Origin of the sequence: Arthrobacter sp. CDRTa11 (genome assembly GCF_026427775.1) — a bacterium.
GTDB lineage: Bacteria > Actinomycetota > Actinomycetes > Actinomycetales > Micrococcaceae > Arthrobacter.
Genome location: NZ_CP044532.1, coordinates 2,190,445 through 2,212,547, shown reverse-complemented (window position 1 = coordinate 2,212,547; position 22,103 = coordinate 2,190,445). Strand labels below are relative to the sequence as shown.

The window sequence follows — 22,103 nt, the reverse complement described above, 5'->3', positions numbered from 1 at the left end:
GCTTTAGGATAAAAACATGAGATTCGATCATTGCTCCCTACGGGATTGCGGCATCGCCCGATTCCTCAGTCTGCTCGATGGCCCGTGGGCAACCCTGATCGTACGAGACCTCCTCAAGGGACCACGTCGCTTCAACGAACTTCTCGATGGTCTCCCCGGGATCAGCGCCCACACGCTCACCAGTCGGCTCCGTAAATTCGAGGCACACGAGCTGCTGACGCGCACCGCCTACTCAGAAATCCCTCCCCGCGTCGTCTACGAGCTCACTCCCCTGGGGCAAAGCCTTCGCCCGGTGCTGAACTCTATGAACGAGTGGGCGCTCTCCGTACCTGACAGCACGTTTGATAATTGAGCCGTGCCATCGCCTGTGGCATGGACGGAATCGCCAGACAAAGCCAGACCTTGAGCTAGGAGAATGCTGACCTAGCGGCGTACGGCAACCGCAGCCGCCATTATTCACCGCGCAGACGCTTCGGCTGAACTCTTGAGTTTGGTCGAGTAGCCTAACGCTGGCTGCTGCCGTGCTCTTGACCCCAAGCCATGAATGGGTATTGGCCATCCAAAGCCGACCAGGACTGAATTGAGGGACCAGGCAGATCCAGCACAGCAGGCGGGGGTCCGCAGGCCCGGACGACCCGCCACCTACGAATTTCGCGACCTTCAGGGCGTGGGCACCGACGTCGCCAGCCAGTTACTGGTCACAGCGGGAGACAACCCCGAACGCGTGACCTCCGAGGCGAAGTTCGCCGTCCTCGTCGGCGTCGGCCCGATCCCCGCCTCCTCGGGCAAGACAACCAGGCACCGGCACAGCCGCGCCGGGGACCGGAAGGCGAACAAGGCCATCCACCGCGTCGTGCTCGTCCGGATGCGCTACGACAACCGAACCCGGGCCTTCTTTGGCCAGATGGCGTCAGGAAGGCAAAAGCACCAAGGAAATCATGCGCTGCCTCAAACGCTACGTCGCCCGCGAAATCCACGACCAACTCCTCCACCGGTACGAAACCTGGCTCAACCAACAGCGCCCCGCAACAGTTCACAATGGTTGACCGACCAAACGGCCGAGATGCTGATCTGACGACAAAGTCACTGGCCGGGGCGCCACGGGATACGGGCAAAGCGACGTCGTACCAAGCAGGCAAGTTGATCGGTGCCGTGTGGGCGCCCACAAATTGCCGGTCACGATCGTTCTCAATTCATCTGGCGGTCTGATGTCGGACCAGCAAGGATCTGGAACAGGCTCAAGCCGTGATGGATAACCCGCCAGATGGCGGTTTCTCTGAAGTCCTTTGCGTCTGGCTGGCGGTTCGAATTGCTCAAGGAAATGCCTAGGCTCAAACCAGTCACAAATCGTTGACCCGCAACCCAGGAGACCGATGATGGCCAGCCCTAAAGCCCCGCCTTTTGACCTTGAGGTCGGTAGTGTACTCGCCGCTTTTGGTGACCTGCTGAATCCGGCATGGACTCCGGACATGATTGAGGGCATGCGCGCTTCAATAGTTTCCCGGCCAGTTGAAGCCATGCTCGCTGGTCGGCCCGTCACACATGTTGAACGCACCATTCCCGGGCCCGAAGGTGGCCCCGACGTCGTCGTGTCCATCTTCTCCAGGACCGACCACGTTCCCGGTGGCCCGGGGATCTATCACACACATGGTGGCGGCATGATCATCGGAGACCGCTTCACAGGCGCTGAAATGCTTATCGAGCATGTGGAAGCACTGGACGCCGTCGGGGTGTCTGTGGAATATCGGCTGGCGCCGGAAAACCCCGACCCTGCACCAGTGGAGGATTGCTACGCCGGACTTGTCTGGACGGCAGCGCATGCCGAGGAACTGGGTTTCAACCCGGATCGCCTGGTAATCATGGGGGCAAGTGCGGGTGGTGGACTCGCAGCGGGAGTCGCTCTTTTGTCCAGGCACAGGGGCGGTCCCGCGCTGGCCGGCCAATTGCTGATGTGCCCCATGCTGGATGACCGCAACGAAACAATTTCCAGTTACCAGATCGATGGAATCGGAGCATGGGACCGCACCAGCAACGACACCGGCTGGGACGCCTTGCTCGGGGATCGCCGCAAGGGCCCGGAGGTTTCCATCTATGCGGCACCCGCTAGAGCAACTGACTTGTCCAACCTCCCACCGGCGTTCCTTGACGCAGGGTCAGCAGAAGTGTTCCGGGACGAGGTGGTGGCCTACGCGTCGGGCATATGGGCAGCAGGAGGCGTCGCCGAACTCCACGTCTGGCCAGGTGGCTGCCACGCCTTTGAAGTAGTTGCGCCCCAGGCAGCCATTTCCATCCAAGCCAGTGAGGCGCGGGGAAAGTGGCTTCGGCGGATCGTGGGCAACTGACGCGGCTGACAAATGCAATGGCAGTTACCTCACCGACTAAACAGCAGAACCTCTGTTAACCACTGTTGGGCAGGGTGAGGCGCATAGCGGCCGAAGAAGCAGAAGGACCAGGACACCTCACCTGCCGCATGACAGGACTCGTTGCAGAGCTGGTGAAATGCAATGGTCCTGACACCGCAACAGAACTGGCCATCGCCTCGGCACGGCAACACTTCACCATCCTTCACTCCGTTGCCCAGGTCATCAACATCCCGGTAGATGAGCTTCTCGCTGCCCTGGAACCGAAGCATCTGGAAAACACGAAGTACAACGGCTGAGCCGCGGGATTTAGCGTATTGAGATTCGGCAGGTGCCGGACCGCCTGTTCATGGACAAAGCTAGGTCATCGAGTTGCGGGCGGACCGGATTATGTTGTGAACCACGACGGTGTCCCGTCGCGGGCGACCGCAACAGCTCGGTCAGTTCCGGCCCGGACTGTCCCCGGCTGGATGCGTGCCCTCGTCCAGGATCTCAGAGGTAAAGGCGTCGGGTGGAGTTCATCAAGGAGACCCTGGTCATCACCGGCGAGGACTCCCCTATAGCCGAGCTCATGCTCTCCGTCGTGGGAGCCTTCGCCGAATCCGAACGTTCCCTCATCAGGGAGCGCCAGGCCCAGTAAAGAACGGTTCATTCCCCATCGGTAAGCCGAGTCGACCGCTATGGTGGCGCGGGACAAGGAGGTCCGGTTCAGGTTCGGATCAACCAGGGTCACTCGGACTGGGTACCCTCGACGAAAGCGGTGCACCCGTGTGCTGTCAGCCTTCTGACGGTGAAAGATAGCAGGCGCTGAGAAACACACAACAAAGCTCTGCTCCGCCTGCTGCCGTAGCCGAGAGACTGACGACTCGCGTACTCCCCCTGTGTATCCATCTCGCTAAGACCTTCGTCGCCGCTTTCCTGAACCACAGTTGGTTCGCTAATGGTTGGCGCCAAATTCGATCAGTAGGACACCAAAAAAGATGAGGGCAAGGCCGGCGATCATAACGGGGTCATATGTTCTTTGTAAATGACGCGGCTGGCCCCGCGGTAAGGGCGACGCCGGCGCTAGCCCAGGTATCGTAGGCGACTCCCAGGCTCATGCCCTGATCCAGCGCCAGGCTGAGGAGGGTGAAAGCCAGCAGTTATCCGATGCCAACCAGGATGTACCAGATGCTTCTCCCCTGGGAAGCGATGCGGAGGCATAGAGTGGCGCTCACCTCGAACCACATCATGCCGCCGCCTGTTTTTGGGGTTGTTCGTGGGAACCGAGTTCGACGCAGAGGACGCCGCCGATGACCAGGCTGACCCCTATGAGCATCGTCGGCGTCAGTGGTTCGCGGAAGATGGCTGCCGCCAGCAGTACAGTGAAGGTTACGCCCAGGGCGGCCCAGATACCGTAGGCAACTCCGAAGGCCAAGCCGGTCCGGAGGACCCCAGCAAGGAAGGCGCAAGAGGCGATGCATCCGGCAGCTACGATGACCAGGAAAGCCGGATCATTCAGGGCAGCCTTTAGGGAGAGGGACGCTGCCACTTCACAAATGATCGCGCTGGCCAAAAATATCCATTTCATACATTCAGTCCTGGTCAAGTCGTTGAAGTGGGTGACCCTGGTGCCAATGGAGCAGCGGGCAACGCGGCCTAACCGGTGCCAAGCGCGCCGCGCTGGCTACTGCCGAGATCCCTCTTGGCCAGAGCTCGCCGGGCTTACCCCTATTGCCCGCTGGATTCACTGGCACATAGATCGGGTGCTCTCGGATCGCTCATTGTCCCTACCGGCTGTGACCTAGATCCTGGTTTCTGGTTGCACTAGTGAGTGTCGATTAGACAACCAGATGCTGAGCAAGCCAAGCATATGCCTTTTTTCAACAGCCACCCGGCGATACACCGAGCCGTACCCTCAAACATTTGACGTCACCAAAGATCATCCAGATCGCTGTCATTCGGCTTATTCACGGACCCGGACCGGGGCACTGAATTCCGGCTTTCGTTGGCGAATTGGCTGCCGGCCGACGTGGTCTCACAGAGTAGGGGTGTCAGTGTGGACGTATCTTGTCTCAAACCGCTGCTGCCGCCCCAAGATGTTTCTGCCGGCATATTTCCTTTCCTTGCCTGCACAAGGAGTCTGCTTTTCATCGTAATCGCTTCTTAAGTGTCTTAGACCGATAGGGATTTTGCTGGCCGAGGGCCGTAGGTACTGGATCGGATACGTTGTAATGGTTCAAGCTCCAGCACCAGCTTCCACATTGTCTGATCCCCATCTAATGCGGGCATTATTTCTCCCCGCTGAAGGTAGCGGAATGGCTCTGGTTCCGTTTCCGGACTCCACCAGCCGCTGGCCGGGGCGTGTTGGCCGGTAAGAACGTGACGAGTTACGGCAGCAGGATACTTTGGCTGATGGGTCATGTGCGCTGCACTTCCTTTGTCGTAATTGGTATTTAGCGCCTAATCCCTCGCCCGCCAATACGGAATAAATGAAGAGGAGGAATTATGGATTCAGTCTGCTGATTGCTAATCTCATTCTCGGACGAATAGGTAAACGCTGCAACACTGGACTCGCGATCGGCCGATCGCCTTTCGCTATCACCTAGCCACTGCTTTTGCAAGCAATTTCACCTTAGAATCATAGTAGTTAATGGTTGTCGCCTCATACTGCGGTAGCTCCTGATGCTTTTCATGTAGGCGTCAGTCCTTTTAGGCCGGGCAACTGCCTTCGCCTGACATTTGATTCGTGGAAGGGTTTCACCCTGTTCATGAAGACCAGAGAAGCTACATCGGATAACTAAGCGAAAGGCGCAGCCTTGGCAAACTCAGCTTCGGGCGACTCGGTGGTGGACAGGATTGTCCGGTTGATCAGTGCTTTTCCAAAGGACGGCGCCCTGTCCCTTTCGGACTTAGCAAGCCGGGCGGCTCTGCCGCTGACCTCGACGCACCGATTGGTCGGACAACTTGCCGGCCACGGGCTCTTAGAGGCGGGCCCGGGGGGAATGGTTCGCCCGGGGATCAGGCTCTGGGAGCTGGCCAACCGTACATCTCCTACGCTGGCGCTGCGGCAAGCGGCCATGCCATTCATGCAGGACATCCAGCAGGTCCTGAACCAGAACGTTAATCTGGCAATTCTGGATCGCTGGGAAACTCTCTTCGTCGAGCGCCTGTCCAGGCCGGGATCCGCAACTAACCGAGCGCAGGTGACTGGGAGGATGCCGGTGCATATATCGTCTGCCGGGCTGGCACTCATGGCGAACCAGGACAGAGCAGTCCAAGCCGAATACCTTGACGACTTTCATGACGCTGACGGCAGGGTCAGCATTGGCTGTTTGCGGGCGATACTCAGCGAAACGAGGCAGCAAGGATTCGCACAGTTGGCTGGGGCGGTGGACGCCGATACTTGGGGTATCGCGGTGCCCATCATCGATCGCAAGCATTTCGCGGTGGCTTCGCTCGGCGTCGTGGTTCCTCTGCGGGAATTGCGTCTCCAGGCACTGGTCCCTGCCATGCAGACAGCCGCTCGAGGAATCGCCCGGGATCTCGGAGTCTTGTGAAGGCTTCCGCCCAACGGAATGATTCGCACTGTATCAAGGCAGGGAAGCTCATACTGGGACCCAAGCTCGAACATCCCGGCGTGCGACGAAAAGAGATCCAGTCATGGCAACAGGCAGTACCATCACCATGCAGGGGGCCGACCTGGGCTCGCTTGTCCCTAACTTCGACTCTTGCCTTGACCTTAGGAAGTGACTTCGTGCCGGAGATCATCAGCCTCGAATCGCAGCAGAACGACCCCACTTTTGCCAATATCTGGCAGGAACTGAAGTGGCGTGGCCTGGTCCACGTCGCCACTGACGAAGCAGAGCTGGAAAAGCTCCTCGCCGGTGCATCGGTCACGTACTATTGCGGCTTCGATCCCACCGCGCCGAGCCTCCACCTAGGCAACCTGGTCCAGCTGCTCGTGATGCGGCGGCTGCAGCTGGCCGGGCACAAGCCCCTCGGGCTCGTAGGCGGTTCCACCGGCCTGATCGGCGATCCCCGCCCCACCGCCGAGCGCACGCTGAACACCAAGGACACGGTGGCCGAATGGGTGGGCTACCTTCAAGCCCAGGTGAGCCGGTTCCTCAGCTTCGAGGGCGCCAATGCGGCCCGCATGGTCAATAACCTGGAGTGGACCGCGCCGCTGAGCGCCATCGACTTCCTGCGTGAAGTGGGCAAGCACTTCCGTGTAGGCACCATGCTGCGCAAGGATGCCGTGGCTTCGCGGCTGAACTCCGACGAAGGCATCAGCTACACCGAGTTCAGCTACCAGATCCTGCAGGGCATGGACTACCTGCAGCTCTTCCGGGACCACGGCTGCATACTGCAGACTGGCGGTTCGGACCAGTGGGGCAACCTCACCAGCGGCACCGAGCTGATCCGCAAGGTGGAGGGCAAGACCGTCCACGCCCTGGGGACGCCTTTGATCACCAACTCGGACGGCACCAAGTTCGGTAAGAGTGAGGGTAACGCCATCTGGCTCGACGCCGGCATGTGCAGCCCGTACGCCTTCTACCAGTTCTGGCTCAACACCGCAGATGCTGACGTTGTGGACCGGCTCAAGGTGTTCACCTTCCTGACCCGCGCCGAGATCGAAGGCATTGCGGCTTCTGTGGCCGAACGCCCCTTTGCGCGTGTAGGCCAGCGGAAGCTTGCCTTCGAAGTCACGGCCCTTGTCCATGGTGTCGAGGCCACCGAAAAGGTCATCGCCGCCTCAGCTGCGCTGTTTGGGAACGGTGACCTGTCCGCACTGGACAAGCGGACACTCCAGGCGGCCACTTCAGAACTCCCCTCCACCACTGTGCAGGTGGACGCGCTGGGAATCGTTGACCTGCTGGTTGCCTCCGGGCTCTCGGGCAGCAAGTCTGCTGCCCGCCGCACCGTTGGCGAGGGCGGTGCGTACGTGAATAACGAGAAGGTGCTCGACCCCGAAGCAGTGATATCCGAGTCCGAACTCCTGCATGGCCAGTACCTGCTCCTGCGCAGGGGCAAAAAGAACCTGGCCACCGTCTCTGTGCGTTCGTCGGGCCGAAGGAACTGACTGGACCGGAAACCCACTACCTTTTCCGGCTGGATCTGGGGTGCATTCCACGGGCCTCGCGGCGCCTCGGAGCATACAGCGCGAACCAGATGCTTTACGGGCGACAGCCCTGACTTGGGTCACGTCACGTTACTCTCTAAATGCGTCGCGGTGCCTTGGAAGATGTTCTCTGAGTAGAGACTTTCACGCAGAAAGGGTTTGGCCTAACGTCGCTGATGCGACGTCTATCAGGCAGATGCGGACAGCTTCCCGGGCGACGGCAGTGCGGCTCGCAGAGTATGTGAACCGCCATCAGCAAATTGCGGAGCATATCGTTTCAGCGGGTGGAGCGCGGCTCACGGATTTCACGCAGTTGCCGGGCCTCACCGCGTTGGGGTTCGACGGGCTCGGTGACGGGTGTGCCGGGAACTAGTGGTCGCCCGGGTGGCGGAACCTACCTCGCTGCTGGAGGCCGACAGGGTTCTGCCAGCTATGCAACGATGAAGCGCACGCTCGGCCGGGCTGCCGCCCGCAAGGACCGCGCCCAGCACACGACCTGGTGTTTCAGCACGCCGGCACCCACGGGGACGTTTCCTTGGTGCTATATGACGTCACGACGCCGTGATTCGAGGCGGAGAACATAGACGAGCTGCGCAAGGTCGGGAACTCCAGGGAACGCCGAGTCGACCCGCGGATCGTTGCCGGTCTGCTGGTGGACCCGAACGGGTCCCGGGCTGACTGATATGTTCCTCGCCGGTGCGGGGATGCTCCCTGCGGCAATCTGCACGAGCTGGACAAGGTGAGCCTGTGGTTTATGGTCGATTCCCGGCCGACGGGGGTTCGACACGATCTGGCCTCGCACTTCCGCTGGCACGGGGACACATTCAGCGATAGGCAGCTGATCGGCACCATCAGACCAAATCGGCCACAAGCCACAAGCCGGAGAACAACCCCGACGTACGCGCTGCGCCCGTCAGGGACCCGGGATCCTGGCGGTGGTATGGCCTATCCGCAAGCCACCGTAGCGGCGACGCGATCAATGCGCACCTGACGATCGTAACCGTGCTGCCCACGTCCAGAACCGTTCACACCAGGACGGGCTCGCTCTGCGCAACACCTTCAGACTACTCCGGCTCTCACGCTAGGCGATGATCGCCATCAACGGCACCACTCAGGCGTTCGCACCCGCCATCACGACCGAGCAACAGACCATTCTCGGCGAATTTCAAGCTCAAAGCTACCACTATGCAAAAGGGCCTAGTCAGGTCAGACGATATAGTCGGAACCAGATGCTTTACGGGCGACACGACGCTGCCACCGCATGACCTCAACGATAGGATCGTGCGGCGGCAGCGTGTGCCTGGCTAAGGATGTGCCTGGTAACGCATCGCTGGCAAGCACTCTTAATCCTGCGGCTATTAGAACGGGTAGGGCGCGATTTCCGGACGCAGAGTTAGCCACTGGACTTCGGTGAATGCTTCGATGTTTGCCGCAGCCCCGCCGAAGCGCGACCCTGTTCCGGACGAACCGACGCCCCCAAAAGGCGCGTTGGCCTCGTCGGATACGGTTTGTTCGTTGATGTGAATTTTGCCGGAATTGATCCGATCGGCGATCTTCATTGCCTGGCCTACCTCGCCAAGTATGCCTACAGAAAGCCCGTAGTCGTTCGCGTTGACCAGTTCCACCACCTCGTCTTCGGTCGAGTAGGACATGACTGGGGCAACTGGCCCGAAGATTTCCTTTGCGAAGGCAGGATTGGTCAGTTCCAGGTCGACCAAAACGGTGGGACGGTAGAAGAGGCCGTCATAGGTGCCCCCAGCTGCGACCCTCGCACCTTCTTTAACCGACTCTTCGACGATGCCATGAATACTGGCAAGCTGGCGTTCGTCGATAATCGGTCCAAGGGCGACGGTCCCGGATGTTGGGTCGCCCACGGGAATGCCCTGCGCTTTGGCAGCTAGCCGTTCTACATACGCCTCGAACAGTGATTCATGGACAAAGTGGCGCCCCGTTGCCATGCAGATCTGACCTTGATGCATGAACGAGCCAAAGGCTCCGGCCGAGGCTGCCTGGTCCAGGTCTGCTCCGGGGAGCACGACGAGTGCGTTGTTTCCGCCGAGTTCCAGATGTGCCCGCTTCAGGTGCCTGGCTGCGGCTTCGCCCACCTGGCGTCCCGCGGCGGTTGACCCAGTGAACGAAACGATGCGTACTTCAGGTGCTTCCACAACCGCCGCGCCGATGTCTCCACCCCCTGGCAGCAGCTGTAGCAGGCCGGCCGGAAGTCCTGCTTCTTCGAAGATGCGCATCAGGGCAACACCGCCGCTGACGGCGGTTCGTGGATCCGGCTTGAGCAGCACGGCGTTACCCAGTGCCAGGGCCGGCGCGACTGAGCGTATCGACAGAATCAACGGAAAGTTATAGGGCGCGATAACACTTACAACGCCAGCAGGCCTGCGCCGTGCGAAAGACCAGCGGTCCTCGTTTGAGGTCAATACTTCACCATGAGGGTGGGAAGGCAGCGCGGCTGCTTCCCAGCATTCATTAGCCGCAATGTGGGTTTCCAAGGCGGCTTTGGCGGGAATTCCGCCTCCTTCCCGGACGATCCACTCATGGACTTCGGCTGCATACTGCTCCCACAGGTCCCCTGCCCGGCGCAACACAGCAGCCCGTTCTTCCGGTTTGACCTTGGCCCAATCAGCCTGCGCTGCTGCTGCAGATTTCGATGCCGTCGCGACGTCCTCAACTGACGCTACCCCGACCCGTCCTAGAACTTTGCCTGTCGAGGGCTCGACGACATCCTGCACTCCACCGCCGCCGGTGGTCCAGCGGTCAACAAAGATTTTTCCATCCCAAAGGGATGTTTCCAGCAGACTCACAACTACTCCTAATGATTTATTGTCGTAAAGCTTTGGGTATGCAAATTTGCGTCGCCGAAACCAGGCTGGCGCGGGGTAGGGAACTCTCTGAAGCATGCGTTGTCGCAAGGAGGGAAATCACGCCTGTACTTGATGAAAGGTTGCCTGGCTGCATGACGGGCGGTAAGTGCGGACCGGATCTTGCCGGATCACACTCTTTAACTCCCCTTATTGAGTTGTTCCATGTGGTCCAGACGGTCAAAATGGGCGCGCTTTTCAATGAATTTGCCGTTCTTGATCCGGAAGAGGTTACACATAGACATCCGCAGGTGGGCACCCTTGGGTGTAATACCGAAAATTTCCCGGCTTTGATTCCCCTCAAAAACGATGTAGGCAACCACATTGTCACCTTCGGCGATCGTTTCGATTTCCATGCTGTAACCTTCGAAAGCGTCCAGATTCTTTTGCTCGGAAGCCAGAAAGCCTTCGATCCCGTTGCGTGGGGTGTCGATTTGGTTGTAGAATACAAAATCTTCATGACACATGCCCGTCGCGGCAGCTAAATCTTTGCGCTTAAGTGCGCCATAAAAACTCGAGACGAGTTTCTTGTTCTCCTCTAGACCCATTAGAATTTCCTATTCATGCATCGGTTTGTTCGGTAACTGGTCATGAAGTCGACTTTGCATGCCGGCCTCTCGGAATGCTCGGAAATTAAGGACCTAACCTACGATGGTTGACTGCCCGGGCTTGAGGGCCCTGATTCTGTCGCCAAGGCCCTCGCGCTCAAAGAGATCCGCCAGTTGAGATGAAGTTTGCGAGAAGTGCTCCCAAGAGTCGGCATGGACCGGGACGATAGTTGCGCCCTGGAGAATAGCGGCGGCTTTGACGGCGTCTTCGTTGCTGAGTGTCAGGTAGTCCCCGCCCAGAGCTTCAAAGCGGGCGCCGCCGACAAAGAGAACGGCAACCTGAATCGGTCCACACTTTTGTTGAACTTCTTCGATGACCTCAAGCCAGGAGTTATCACCGCTTATGTAAGTGGTTGGAATGCCGCTGCCGGTCAAAACGAAACCTGTAACGGGGCCGGCTACCTGCCAGACCCCGTCGGGCCCGTGCAGCGCGGGCACTGCAGTGACCGTCAGTTCCCTGCCGTCGGGCATCGGTACAACAACCGATTCGTAAGGGTCCAACCCGGATACGTTCTCACCAAAGTTTGCGGCGGCTTCTACCGTCGTCAAACCCTTGCTCGAGTTCGCAAGGAACACACGGCCGAGGTGGTCCAGGTTGTCTTCATGCTCATGAGATGCGAGCACAAGGTGAACCGGGTCCAGTTCTTCCGGGATGAAGGCCGGACCCGCCGTCTTGACCATAGTGATGGGGACGTCTTCGCGGGAATACGATTGAGGGGGATCAAACGTGGGGTCAACGACGATACGAAACCCGCCGATGTCCAACACTGCGGTTGGACCGCCAACGAGAGTTATTTCAAGAGTCATGATTGCGCCTCCAATTTCAGTAGATTGATGGGTTTAGGGGGTAACGACAGTGCGCGCGCTAAGTGATCCCAGTGGCCAGCGGAAATCTGCTGGGCCCAAGAGGGCAACATCCTAGCTTCTGACCTCGGGGACGTTCGAGGCAGCGTGTTCGGAACCCTGATACCCAGGACGGGCACCTGCTACCGATCCCACCTTGGAGAAGACGGCCCAGAGCACCCCTGTCAGGCCAGCAACTACCACCAGCCAAGGAAGAAGCACGGGCACCCCTTCCTTCGCTCCGGTCAGGAGGTCCCAATTCGTGACCGCCAGAAATGCCGCGCCCGCAAGTCCGATCCCCCCCAGCACCGGAGCAATTACCCCACTCCAGAGCCGGAGCTCGGTCCTCTTCCTGCGCAAGAAGAAGACCAGAACAGCGAAAGAGGTTGCAGCCTGCATGACGAGAACGCCAAGTGTGCCGACCCCAATCAGCCACGCATACAGCTCAGCGAATGGATCCGCGCCGGCGAGCATGAACAAGGCAAGAATGACGATTGAGACGGTTGTGACCGCAAGACTTGCCCGGTGCGGCGACTGCCAGCGGGGATGGGACCTGCCCAGCGAGCTAGGCAGGGCACCGGCCCGACCCAAGGCAAAGTTATAACGCGAGAGTGTGTTATGGAATGCAACCAGCACGGCGAAAGAGCTCGTGACCAGCAGGACGTTCATCAACAGAGTGGCCCAATGACCCACATATTGCGTGTTCACCGCGAAGACAAAGTTGCCCGGATCTTCGGCGGCTGCCGTCTGCACTGCCTCGGTGCCGTGCGCGAGACCGATGGCCCATGTTGAGATCGCATAGAAGACGGCGATTAAAGTTACGGCTGCATATGTAGCTCTAGGAACAGTTCGCCGGGGATCCTTCGCTTCCTCCCCATAGATTGCAGTGGCCTCGAATCCAACGAAACAGCTTGCCGCAAAAAGCAATGCAACGCCGAGACCGTCAGAGAAGACGTTGCTGGGCTGGAAAGCCTCAAAGTTGATACCGGAGGCTCCTCCCTGGGCGAGAACGCCGACATCGAAGACGGCGAGGATAAGGACCTCCCCGATCATGAGGACTCCAAGTACTTTTGCGCTGAGGTTGATTTCCATGTAGCCAAGGATGGCAACCCCGGCCCAGGCGATCAGCGACCAGACCTTCCAATCCAGCTGCAGTCCTGTCAGATCAGCAACAATGGCGCTAGTAAAGAAGCCAAGGATCCCGTAGAGGGCAATGAGCATGCAGGTATATGACAAAAGGGCGAGTGCAGCGCCAACAAACCCCGCGGTGCGGCCGAAGCCAGACTCAAGGTAGGCGGCAAATCCCGCAGTGCTCGTGACAAATCGGCTCATGGCCGCGTAGCCAACGGCGAAGAGGATCAGTACTAAGCCCGCGATGATATAGGCGCCAGGCGCGCCGGCTCCCAGGGAAGCGAACGCAACAGGAGAGGCGCCAAGGGCTGCCGCCAGAGGCGCTGCGGCGGAAACGACGAAGAAAACGATACCGGGCACTCCGACCGCGTTGCGCTTGAGCGCACCCACTGTCTCGGCCGTCACCGTGGAGGAGCTGGACATGAAGTTGACCTTTCAAGGCAAGGATAAGGCGGCAGTCCTGTCTAAGCGGACGCGCCGAAAAACTAATGGCGACAACTGGAAGGTTGGTGGATGTGTCTTCAGCCCTGACGAACTGGGACGAAAGCGCTTGACCGGTTGGCTGCTGAAGCGGACGATAGCCAGCTTCGTCAAGAAGATGAATCACGGAGGGGTTTGGACGAGGCGTTGGCGCACAAGGTTTTCTTTCTGCCACTTGGGCCCATCACTATGCCAGTGCCGCCATGGGCTGGCTCGCTGAGACCGCCTACTCCCCAACGCGGGGAAATCCCGGATGCAAGGGCAACCTCCTGTCCAGGCCGCCTGCACGAAGTATCGCCTCTCGAGGACGTCCTGTATCTTCAGCCGGACAGCGCAAGCAACAGGATGACCTTGATCCGCGGGCGTGTGAGACTGGATAGTCAACATGTATGTACGCGCCTTTCCGCTAGCGCTTATCCTTATGTGGGGGCTAAATCAAGCATGATTGCCGTCACAACTGTGATCAATGGACAAACAGCGATCGCCCGATCTTCACTGCAGATCAGGAGGTCCACAAGGAGGCATACGTGGACATTCGCCAGCTGCAGTACGTGGTCAGGCTCGCCGAGACACTGCATTTTGGCCGTGCTGCCGAATCCCTGCACATAGCCCAGTCAGCATTCAGCACGCAGATCGCACGGCTTGAGCGACAGATCGGCGCCCAGTTGTTCGACCGGTCAGCTAATCGGGTAACCATTACGGTCGCTGGCGAAGCTTTTGTCCGCCGCGCACAAGAGATTCTCGCGCAGATGGCCGATGCGAGCCATGAAGCCAAGATTCTCCACAACATGGGGCAGAATCAGCTCAAAATCGGCCTCTTCTACGAGTCCGCGGGCGAACTAACACCACTGATTATCAACGCATTCCGGCAAGCCATGCCCCAAGTCGAGCTCTCATTCCGCGAGCTAACGATGAGCGATCAGGTCGAAGCCCTAGCCAATGGTGATGTAGACGTCGCCTTCGTTCGCTCCCCAATAGCCGACTCGCGTGTCCAGCTGCTCGAGCTCTTCGCAGAGCCCCGCTACGTCGGGCTTGCACGGGATCACGAATTGGCAGGCCGTACGGAGGTGCTCGCCAAAGACCTCGTAGACCAGGCCTTTGTCGTTGCTTCGCCAATGGCTCCACCTCTATGGCGCGGGTACTGGTCCTTTGACGACCTGCGTGGTGGACCTGGCCGGGTTGCCACCGCAGTCGACAGCGTGCCTCAAAGCCTGAACGCAATCGCATTCCAAGGAGCGGTGGATACCTTCCCCGGATCCGCCGCCCGCCTACAGCAGCCACCTGGCGTGGTGTACCGGAGGATTGCTGACGGAACCTACTCACCGAGCGCTCTAGCCACTCGGGCTGGTGAGCGGCGCCTTCACGTTGAAGCCTTTCGTCAGGTAGGAAAGCAGCTGGCCATCACCTCGCTCAAGGTTGTTCCCGAGGCCGTCCCCGTAGCGGAGGCACCATCGGGGACTCCCCGTACCTCCTAGGCAGCCCGACCGTCCGAAACCAAGTGATGCCCAGCAAGCTCGAGACGTAATCAGTCTCGCGGCTGGGTTAGAAAAGAACTTGGTCTCACTTCCAGACCTCCGCTCGGTTGGTCCTTGCACGGCCCCTGTCCGGGGCCGAAAGCTGGCAAGGGCCGGCCTTGCCAGTGCAGGCGTGGTATAGCTTGGTGCAATCAACGCCCCGTGGGAAGGGCTGATCGCGGGGTCCGGAGCTTCAGCAAGACTTGCAATGACCTGGCGGCCCTGGAACGGAGGGTCCCTTCGCCTAGCCGAACTCGGTAGCGGTGGGGCGCTCCGGGACGATGATCATCCCATTTGAATGTATGCGACACCCCTCAAGCTTTCCGGCTATCAAGCGACCGGTTTAGTACACAGAGGCCGTTCCCGCGCCCTCTGAGAAACCCGCGCAGTCAGCCTGCGTGCCACCGCAATTGGATCCAGACCTCGAAGTGAGAAGCGAGCCATCGTATTCGACGATTGGCTGATCGCAGATCGCCCATTGCCGCCGGAACCGTCGCCCATTCACGATGAAAGAACCGACAAATCTGCAACTACAGATCGCCGGATATCCAGCGCGGAGTGCTCACGGAGCACATCACAGGCAGTTACGAGATGGAGTAGTACTAATGGGCACGTTGAGTATCGAAACGAGCGTCAAGGCGTTCAGCAGTAAGTTTGCGGAGTCTGCCGAACTGACGCGGAAGGGACGTGAGCTCATTCCCGGGGGGTACAGCAGGAACTCCTTCAACTTCGGGCCCCACGCGGTATTTGTTGACAAAGGAAACGGCGCATACCTCGAGACCGTCGATGGCCAGCGGATGCTCGACCTCAACAACAACTTCACGGTGAACGTTCTCGGACACAACCATCCAGCAATCACTTCAGCGCTGCTGGAAGCCATACCGCAAGGCATTTCGTTCGGGAATCCCAGCACCGCCGAAGCTGACCTGGCACAGATCCTGATCGCACGCATCCCATCAGTCGAGAAGATCCAGTTCTCATGCTCAGCTACGGAATCGTGCATGAGTGCCATCCGTGTAGCACGGGCCTACACAGGTAAGACCAAGATCGCTAAGTTTGAAGGCGGCTACCACGGGTTCAGCGACCTCCTCCAAATCTCAGCCCATCCTCGCCCCGAAGAGAGCGGCAGCGAAGCTGACCCGAAACCTGTACCGGATAGCGGCGGGATCCCGTCTGATGAACTGGAGAACATCATCATTCTTTCCCAGAACGACAGGCAAGGCTGTGAACGGATTCTGCGTGCGCACGCTGACTCAATTTCATGCCTCATCCTCGAACTACAGAGCGGAGCCGGGGGCTTGGTCACACTCGATCAGGATTTCGTCGAAGAGTTGCGCGCGCTGACGACGGAACTCGGCATCGTTCTGATTTTTGATGAGACGATCAGCCTTCGCGCAAGTTACCACGGTCTCCAAGGTGTATATGGGGTAACCCCTGACCTGACCGTGATGGGCAAGATCATCGGGGGCGGCCTGCCGTTGGGTGCTTTGGGTGGATCGTCCGAGGTCATGAGTGTTATGGAGAACGGAAAGGTGACAATCTCGGGGACGCACCACGGCCACAAGCTCTCTCTAATTGCTGGTGCTGCTTGTATGCGCGAACTGGACCGGACGGCCTTTGACCAGCTGAACAATCACGCGAAGCGCATCATGACCGAGATGAACGACTGGAGTGCTGCCAGGAACAGCCCGTTCAAGGTGTACGGCAAGGGCTTTTCCCACATGGCCTACGCTTACATGAACTCCCCCGAACTGTCGGTTCGGACGCACCGGGACTACTGGCGGAACGTTCATGGGGAGAAGACACAGATTTGTTCCCTCGAGCTGGCTAACCGCGGCTTCTTTCCAGTCCACCGTGGTGAATTCTCCCTATCTCTGCCCATGACAGATGACGATATCTCGTCCTTCATCCAGGCGCTCCAAGAGATAGTCAAAGACCTGGAGGCTTAGGCGCGTCTCCTAATACGGCTTGGACGCGCGACCTACCGCCACCGCGACGGTCGAGGAAGTGACCAAGGGCTCCCAGCGAGTAGGGGCACGCGGCATCTTGGTGATCCCGGACACGGAACGCGCTTTTCGTCGTCGCTCTCAGTCATACGATCCCCTTTGGCTGACTTCCTTAGTTCGACTTCCGAAGGACGTAATGGAAGTGGCTCTCGGACCGTTCATTCATCGGTGCTTGTGTGGGATATCGGACTTCGGGCGTAGGCCGGCCATCGACTTTTGTTAGGGCCACCCCTACGGAGGTGAAGCCGAAGCCTGGAGACTCCGGGCTTCGACCTCACCACACCGATGCTCTTCGTCTTCTCCCCCACCGTCGCCCGGACGCCTGAACCAGCACCACGCCTTTGTCGAAGCCGCGGCCAAGGCCCGCGTCAATCACACGTCTGCCGCAGTCGTTATGGAACGTGGAGGGCGAACTGTAAGGAAGCTGGTCCTGGGGCATGACGCAACCGCCTGTAGGAAGGCGCACGGGGTAAATGCTGCAGGCTCAGAGGCGGACGTCGTTGCCCTGTAGGCGCACCTGGTTCTCTTGCGCATACCATGCTCGACGCCGGGCTGCCCACCGGAGTCCTCAACGTCGTCGCCTCCGCCAGCGTGCCAGGGATCTCGGGTCCCCTGCTGAAAGACTCCCGGCTGCGGAAGGTCTCCTTCACCGGCTCCACCCTCGGCAAACGGCTCATGGCCGACGCCGCGCAGAACGTGCTGCGGACTTCGACGCAGCTGGGCGGGAACGCTCCGTTCATCGTGTTCGAGGACGCCGACCTCGACAAAGCCGTTGAAGGTGCGATGGCAGCGAAGATGCGGAACATGGGCGAGGCCTGCAAAGCCGCCAACCGCTTCCTTGTGCACGAATCCGTTGCGCAGGAGTTCACCCGGAAGTTCGCCGCCGCCATGGTCGCCCTCGACACCGGCCGCGGCACCGATCCCAACACCCAGGTCGGTCCCCTGATCGACGCCGGCGCCCGGGATGACGTCCACGCCTTGGTCAGAGCCGCCGTCGACGCAGGCGCAACAGCCGTCACCGGCTGGGCACCCGTGGACGGGCCCGGCTACTTTTGCCAGTATGAAGACCGCTTTGGGCGTTCCTTCTGCCACAAAAGTCAGAAAGATGAGTCTTATCAGTCTGAACCCGGCCCGTAAAGGTGCCGGTTTCAGGTCAACTCAACCAGCCGGTGCGGCACGTCCGCGTCGGGCTGCCTAGGTCTGGGGGCACCGTGGCTCGGGGACGAGCACTCTTAGGGGTCCAGGGACGGTCGGGCGTGAAGGAACACAAGCCAAAATTTCTACCTCCAAAAGATGCTGAGTACGTACAGGACTGGGCAATGCTGGCGTTAGGAGACGACGTCTGCATCCTCCCTGCCGATGGACCTGAGCTATCTGGTCGCGTTGACGCAGTCACAGAGGAAGGCACAATTCTCTGCCTTCATTTGGTAGCTGGGGAAGGGCGAAAATTACTTTTGCGTTCCGAAGGACTGGTTGTTTGGAAGGTCCCAGCCAGCCCGGAAAAACGCCAGTCGTGAACCGGCCCTGGCGGTTGCTGCTTGCCCGTAGGTGCTTTTGGCGATGACGCTGGTAGCGACCGGGTCGTTCTATGCGAATTCCCCGGACTACTGACCCGGCACGTTCGACAACTATGCCATCAGCGACCATCAGTGTGTGCCCGATAAGTAAACACGTAGGCAGCTGTTTACCGGCTGGGCTACAGTGGATGAGAAGAGTTTCGGCAGTAGAGCCGTAACCTGCGTGATCATCGAGGAGGAGAACGGTGCCCGACTATGCTGCTTTGGCCTTCTCCGTTATGGCCGATCCGACTCGCCGTTCGATCCTTCGATTGCTGAGTGAAGAGGAAGAGCTCCCGGTGACGGGAATAGCCGAGCACTTTCCGGAAATGACACGGGCCGCCGTTTCCTCGCATCTGAGGGTACTGCGCAGTGCGGACATGGTGTCCGAAAGGCGCCGGGGGCAGTTTCGCTTCTATAGTTTGGGGCCCAACCGCGCTGATGACGTCGTTCAGTTCCTGCACTCCGTTTACCAGCGAGACCTGGATGCTTTTGTACAGCGCGCCGAGGACGGCACGACCTGAGCAATACCATCCTGACTAAACGTTAGGTCAAAGTGATGAACGATCTTTCGTTCTTTGTCCGGGCATCCTCCACGCTGCCTCCCGAACGTCTATGGGCAAACCTCTCCGAGGGAAGTGCAAGCGCCTGGCCGGTACTTGAACACTGCGGACGCCTGCGCGTTGGCGAAACAGTGATTTTCAGCCTTCCTCACCCCGATGGCTCCGCGGTGATATCGTCCGGACGAATTGCCCGTATCCAACCCGGACGTCGTATAACCGTTCATCAGGAGACGCCCTGGACCGGGCAAATCCAGTTTTCACTGCAGGCCAAAGAGGCTGGAAGTATTGTCACTGTCCACGTTCAGCTCGGCTCTGACTGCCTGCCTTGGTTCTTATCCGGCGGCATCGCCCCGACTCCAGCAGATGGCGAGAGAACAGGACCGCGCATTGGCCTTCTTCTTCCCCTTTCAGGGGCCGCCGGCATCATGGGGCGTGCCATCGTAAACGCCGCGAGGATGGCTATCGATGAACTGAATGGCGCGGGCGCCTTCGGTTTCGGCTGTGCCGAGTTGGTTGTTGCTGACGAACGCACCAATGCGACTACATCCCGGCAGCTCTTTGAACGACTGGTTGAGGCCGAACGCTGTGACGTCGTGGTGGCCAGCGTGCCGTCCGCTTCGATGGCGTTGATCAGGCCAGCAGCGCTACGCCGGGGAACATTGCTTCTATCTGCTGCCCTCAGTGAGCACAACGACGTCGGACGCAACGTCTTTCAATTTGGTGAAACACCGTTGGATCAACTCACGTCCTCTGTGCCTGGCATAATGCACTCGTCCGCGGCCAGCAACTGGTTCATTCTGGGCTCCGACTATGTGTGGCCCCGCTCCATTGGTACGGTGGCGCAGGAGCTCATTAAGCACCATCGGGGAACGGTCGCGGGCATACATTATCAAGCGCTGGGAAGTGACAATTTCAGCGATGTTATCGCGCGGTTAGCGGCAAGCGACGCCGATTTGATCCTCTCGTCACTTGTCGGCCTCGACGCTGTGATGTTCCAGCGGGCCTTTCACGAAGCAGGCCTGCGGCCCCGGTTCCGTACACTCGCTACAAACTTCGATGAATCGGTTCTCGACCATACTGGACGGGATGAAGCGGAAGGCATCTGGTCTACTCAGGACTACTTCATGCCAGCGTTATCCGATGAGATGGACGAGACAGCACGACGTTACATGGTGAGGTTCGGGGACATTGCACCGCGGCTAAGCAGCATGGCCAAAGCGGTATTCGACACCATAACCCTTTATGCCCAAGCGGTGCAGGTCGCAAAGACTGTAGACCCGGACGCTGTAGGTGCCGTCATCCGGGCAGGCAGAGCCGGAGGTCAACGCCTTCTGAAGCGTCACGGCGGTGAGCATCTGCCCACCGGAGTGGCCGAGGTGACAGCAAGCGGCTTCCGTCCCATCGAATTGCCAGGAGTCGTGCGGACTTCTGTTGGCGGGAATTGAACGTACGGGCGCCGCAAGCCTTCCAGACAGCTTGCGGACTCCGATCAGGGCTTTCGCTGGTTATTCCTGCTCAGGACATTTCATTGCACCGGAGGTTGACGTGGCCCGCCTCACAATGCGTTAATGGGTAAAGATTTTCTTACATACTTACCTGCAGGTAGTTTTCTGCTCTTCCAGCCACTCTTGTTCAGCGCAAAGGACTTCTCACTGATGACCATGACTTTGGCAGCCTGGCTTACCCTCGACCCAATCGCCCGTAGCGATGCTGCATGTGAGTCCCGGGCCGCAGCCGCGAAGAGTGCCGTCAGCCACGGAACCTATATTTTTGTTGCCGATGAGAGCGACTTCGATGCGGAAGTGCAGGCAGGCGGGAAGGCGTCCTGGTCCGGTGTCCCCATAGCAGTCAAGGACAACATCGACGTGGCGGGCTTTCCCACAACAGGAGGCGCAAGCTTTCTCGCCAACTCCATCCCGCAAATTGATGCCGGCGTTGTAGGCCGGATGCGTCAACTCGGGACGGTGATCGTGGGCAAAACAAACCTGCACGAACTGGCGTTCGGCATCACGAGCAACAATGGCGCTTTCGGTCCAGTACGCAACCCCGTCAATCCCTTCCTGTCTGCAGGAGGCTCATCAGGTGGCAGTGCTGCGACAGTAGCCGACGGCACAGTTCCCCTGTCCCTTGGAACCGACACGGGAGGCTCTATCTCCATCCCGGCAGCGTTCTGCGGTGTTGCCGGTTTCCGGCCCAGCCTTGGCCGCTACCAGGGCGACGGGGTTCTCCACTTGAGCTGGACACGCGACACTATCGGAACACATGCGAACACAGTGGCCGATCTCCGCCTTGCAGATGAACACATCTCTGAACAGCCCCGGGTTCCTGCACTGCCGTTGCCGTCGGAACTGGCAGTCGGCATAGCAAACTACTTCTATCAGGATCTGGACCCCGCAGTCGCAAAAGTGGCCGAGCAGGCCTTGAATGCACTCACCCGTTCGGGCGTCCGCCTCATAAACGTGGATCTACCCCCTCATTTCACGCACGCTGAAGAGGTCGGCAGAACAGTGGTCGGCTGGGAGGCGCCCCGCTCAATTCTCGCCTACCTCCGCGGGCTGGATGCACCCTACTGCGGGCTAACGTTTGAGGATGTCATCGCCGGCACGTCGTCTCCGGATGTGGCAAAGCTTCTTCAGCACCTGCGGGATGATCCTGTCCTGCCCGAGGAGTACCGCCAGGCAATGAAAGCCAGATGGCAGTTGCGACACGCATACGCCTCAGTTCTCTCCGAGGCGGGCGTGAACGCAATGATTTTCCCTACCTCACCGGTGTTACCCCCGCATCTGGGGCTCGACAAAACCCTGACGCTGAACGGCCGGGATCTGCCGATCTTCCCTACCGTTACTCGCCACACCGCACCCGGCACCGTCATGGGCGTTCCTATGGTCACCCTCCCCGCAGGCCGGGCCGAAGGCCTTCCTGTCGGGATGACTCTCGAAGGCGGCTTCTTTACCGACCCTGCGCTGCTGGCCCTGGCTGAAACCGTGGAATCCGTCCTGGTTTCCTGACTGCAACCTGTCCCCTGGCAGGACGGGTTCCTGCAGCACTTTGCGCTCCTCCTAAACGTC

At 59.4% G+C, this 22,103-nt stretch carries 16 protein-coding genes and 2 pseudogenes; 13 read left to right on the top strand and 5 right to left on the bottom strand.

The window, feature by feature from the left end; all coding sequences use genetic code 11:
* Positions 1–16: 16 nt before the first annotated feature.
* The 5 genes and pseudogenes from F8G81_RS09990 to F8G81_RS09970 all read left to right on the top strand — a co-directional run.
* Positions 17–352 carry a winged helix-turn-helix transcriptional regulator gene (locus F8G81_RS09990; RefSeq protein WP_267278815.1) on the top strand — a complete coding sequence of 112 codons (336 nt, stop codon included), beginning with the start codon at positions 17–19 and terminating at the stop codon, positions 350–352.
* 315 nt (positions 353–667) lie between these two features.
* The gene (locus F8G81_RS09985; protein ID WP_267278814.1) at positions 668–1,075 is read left to right on the top strand and encodes a transposase; all 408 of its coding nucleotides are present in this window, start codon (positions 668–670) and stop codon (positions 1,073–1,075) included.
* A gap of 301 nt (positions 1,076–1,376) precedes the next feature.
* Positions 1,377–2,342 carry an alpha/beta hydrolase gene (locus F8G81_RS09980; RefSeq protein ID WP_267278813.1) on the top strand — a complete coding sequence of 322 codons (966 nt, stop codon included), beginning with the start codon at positions 1,377–1,379 and terminating at the stop codon, positions 2,340–2,342.
* Positions 2,343–2,470: 128 nt separating this feature from the next.
* Entirely contained in the window at positions 2,471–2,659 is a 189-nt protein-coding gene (locus F8G81_RS09975; RefSeq protein ID WP_267278812.1) for a hypothetical protein, read from the top strand.
* Between the two features lie 171 nt (positions 2,660–2,830).
* A pseudogene (locus tag F8G81_RS09970) lies at positions 2,831–2,997 on the top strand (recombinase family protein); the annotation flags it as partial.
* Between the two features lie 591 nt (positions 2,998–3,588).
* Here F8G81_RS09970 and F8G81_RS09960 read toward each other — a convergent pair.
* Positions 3,589–3,930 carry a DMT family transporter gene (locus F8G81_RS09960; protein ID WP_267278810.1) on the bottom strand — a complete coding sequence of 114 codons (342 nt, stop codon included), beginning with the start codon at positions 3,928–3,930 and terminating at the stop codon, positions 3,589–3,591.
* A 1,228-nt stretch (positions 3,931–5,158) separates the two neighbouring features.
* Here F8G81_RS09960 and F8G81_RS09955 point away from each other — a divergent pair.
* Entirely contained in the window at positions 5,159–5,899 is a 741-nt protein-coding gene (locus F8G81_RS09955; RefSeq protein WP_267278809.1) for an IclR family transcriptional regulator, read from the top strand.
* A gap of 197 nt (positions 5,900–6,096) precedes the next feature.
* Positions 6,097–7,422, top strand: a complete 1,326-nt coding sequence (tyrS, locus tag F8G81_RS09950) for a tyrosine--tRNA ligase (protein ID WP_267278808.1) — start codon at positions 6,097–6,099, stop codon at positions 7,420–7,422.
* Positions 7,423–8,819: 1,397 nt separating this feature from the next.
* Here tyrS and F8G81_RS09945 read toward each other — a convergent pair.
* The 4 genes from F8G81_RS09945 to F8G81_RS09930 all read right to left on the bottom strand — a co-directional run bounded on the left by F8G81_RS09945 (position 8,820) and on the right by F8G81_RS09930 (position 13,339).
* The gene (locus F8G81_RS09945) at positions 8,820–10,277 is read right to left on the bottom strand and encodes an aldehyde dehydrogenase family protein (RefSeq protein WP_267278807.1); all 1,458 of its coding nucleotides are present in this window, start codon (positions 10,275–10,277) and stop codon (positions 8,820–8,822) included.
* Between the two features lie 197 nt (positions 10,278–10,474).
* A complete protein-coding gene (locus tag F8G81_RS09940; protein ID WP_267278806.1) occupies positions 10,475–10,882 on the bottom strand; it encodes an ester cyclase in 408 nt (135 codons plus the stop codon).
* 93 nt (positions 10,883–10,975) lie between these two features.
* Complete coding sequence (locus F8G81_RS09935; RefSeq protein WP_267278805.1) at positions 10,976–11,749, bottom strand: MBL fold metallo-hydrolase; 774 nt, start codon at positions 11,747–11,749, stop codon at positions 10,976–10,978.
* A 111-nt stretch (positions 11,750–11,860) separates the two neighbouring features.
* On the bottom strand, positions 11,861–13,339 hold the full coding sequence (locus F8G81_RS09930) for an APC family permease (RefSeq protein ID WP_267278804.1): 1,479 nt from the start codon (positions 13,337–13,339) through the stop codon (positions 11,861–11,863).
* A 584-nt stretch (positions 13,340–13,923) separates the two neighbouring features.
* On the opposite strand from F8G81_RS09930, the gene F8G81_RS09925 reads away from it, so the two are divergent.
* The 6 genes and pseudogenes from F8G81_RS09925 to F8G81_RS09900 all read left to right on the top strand — a co-directional run bounded on the left by F8G81_RS09925 (position 13,924) and on the right by F8G81_RS09900 (position 22,043).
* On the top strand, positions 13,924–14,871 hold the full coding sequence (locus tag F8G81_RS09925) for a LysR family transcriptional regulator (protein ID WP_267278803.1): 948 nt from the start codon (positions 13,924–13,926) through the stop codon (positions 14,869–14,871).
* A gap of 644 nt (positions 14,872–15,515) precedes the next feature.
* Complete coding sequence (locus tag F8G81_RS09920) at positions 15,516–16,859, top strand: aspartate aminotransferase family protein (RefSeq protein WP_267278802.1); 1,344 nt, start codon at positions 15,516–15,518, stop codon at positions 16,857–16,859.
* Between the two features lie 585 nt (positions 16,860–17,444).
* A pseudogene (locus F8G81_RS09915) lies at positions 17,445–17,975 on the top strand (aldehyde dehydrogenase family protein); the annotation flags it as partial.
* A gap of 703 nt (positions 17,976–18,678) precedes the next feature.
* Complete coding sequence (locus F8G81_RS09910; RefSeq protein ID WP_267278801.1) at positions 18,679–18,996, top strand: ArsR/SmtB family transcription factor; 318 nt, start codon at positions 18,679–18,681, stop codon at positions 18,994–18,996.
* A 35-nt stretch (positions 18,997–19,031) separates the two neighbouring features.
* Complete coding sequence (locus F8G81_RS09905) at positions 19,032–20,480, top strand: ABC transporter substrate-binding protein (protein ID WP_267278800.1); 1,449 nt, start codon at positions 19,032–19,034, stop codon at positions 20,478–20,480.
* 210 nt (positions 20,481–20,690) lie between these two features.
* Complete coding sequence (locus F8G81_RS09900; RefSeq protein ID WP_267278799.1) at positions 20,691–22,043, top strand: amidase family protein; 1,353 nt, start codon at positions 20,691–20,693, stop codon at positions 22,041–22,043.
* Positions 22,044–22,103 lie beyond the last annotated feature (60 nt).

Excerpts from the sequence above, each read along its gene's own strand:
- F8G81_RS09940 (WP_267278806.1), bottom strand. The coding sequence starts at position 10,882 with ATGGGTCTAGAGGAGAACAAGAAACTCGTCTCGAGTTTTTATGGCGCA.
- F8G81_RS09935 (WP_267278805.1), bottom strand. The coding sequence starts at position 11,749 with ATGACTCTTGAAATAACTCTCGTTGGCGGTCCAACCGCAGTGTTGGAC.
- F8G81_RS09975 (WP_267278812.1), top strand. The coding sequence starts at position 2,471 with ATGACAGGACTCGTTGCAGAGCTGGTGAAATGCAATGGTCCTGACACC.
- F8G81_RS09960 (WP_267278810.1), bottom strand. The coding sequence starts at position 3,930 with ATGAAATGGATATTTTTGGCCAGCGCGATCATTTGTGAAGTGGCAGCG.
- F8G81_RS09920 (WP_267278802.1), top strand. The coding sequence starts at position 15,516 with ATGGGCACGTTGAGTATCGAAACGAGCGTCAAGGCGTTCAGCAGTAAG.
- F8G81_RS09905 (WP_267278800.1), top strand. The coding sequence starts at position 19,032 with ATGAACGATCTTTCGTTCTTTGTCCGGGCATCCTCCACGCTGCCTCCC.
- F8G81_RS09980 (WP_267278813.1), top strand. The coding sequence starts at position 1,377 with ATGGCCAGCCCTAAAGCCCCGCCTTTTGACCTTGAGGTCGGTAGTGTA.
- F8G81_RS09900 (WP_267278799.1), top strand. The coding sequence starts at position 20,691 with ATGACCATGACTTTGGCAGCCTGGCTTACCCTCGACCCAATCGCCCGT.
- F8G81_RS09930 (WP_267278804.1), bottom strand. The coding sequence starts at position 13,339 with ATGTCCAGCTCCTCCACGGTGACGGCCGAGACAGTGGGTGCGCTCAAG.
- F8G81_RS09990 (WP_267278815.1), top strand. The coding sequence starts at position 17 with ATGAGATTCGATCATTGCTCCCTACGGGATTGCGGCATCGCCCGATTC.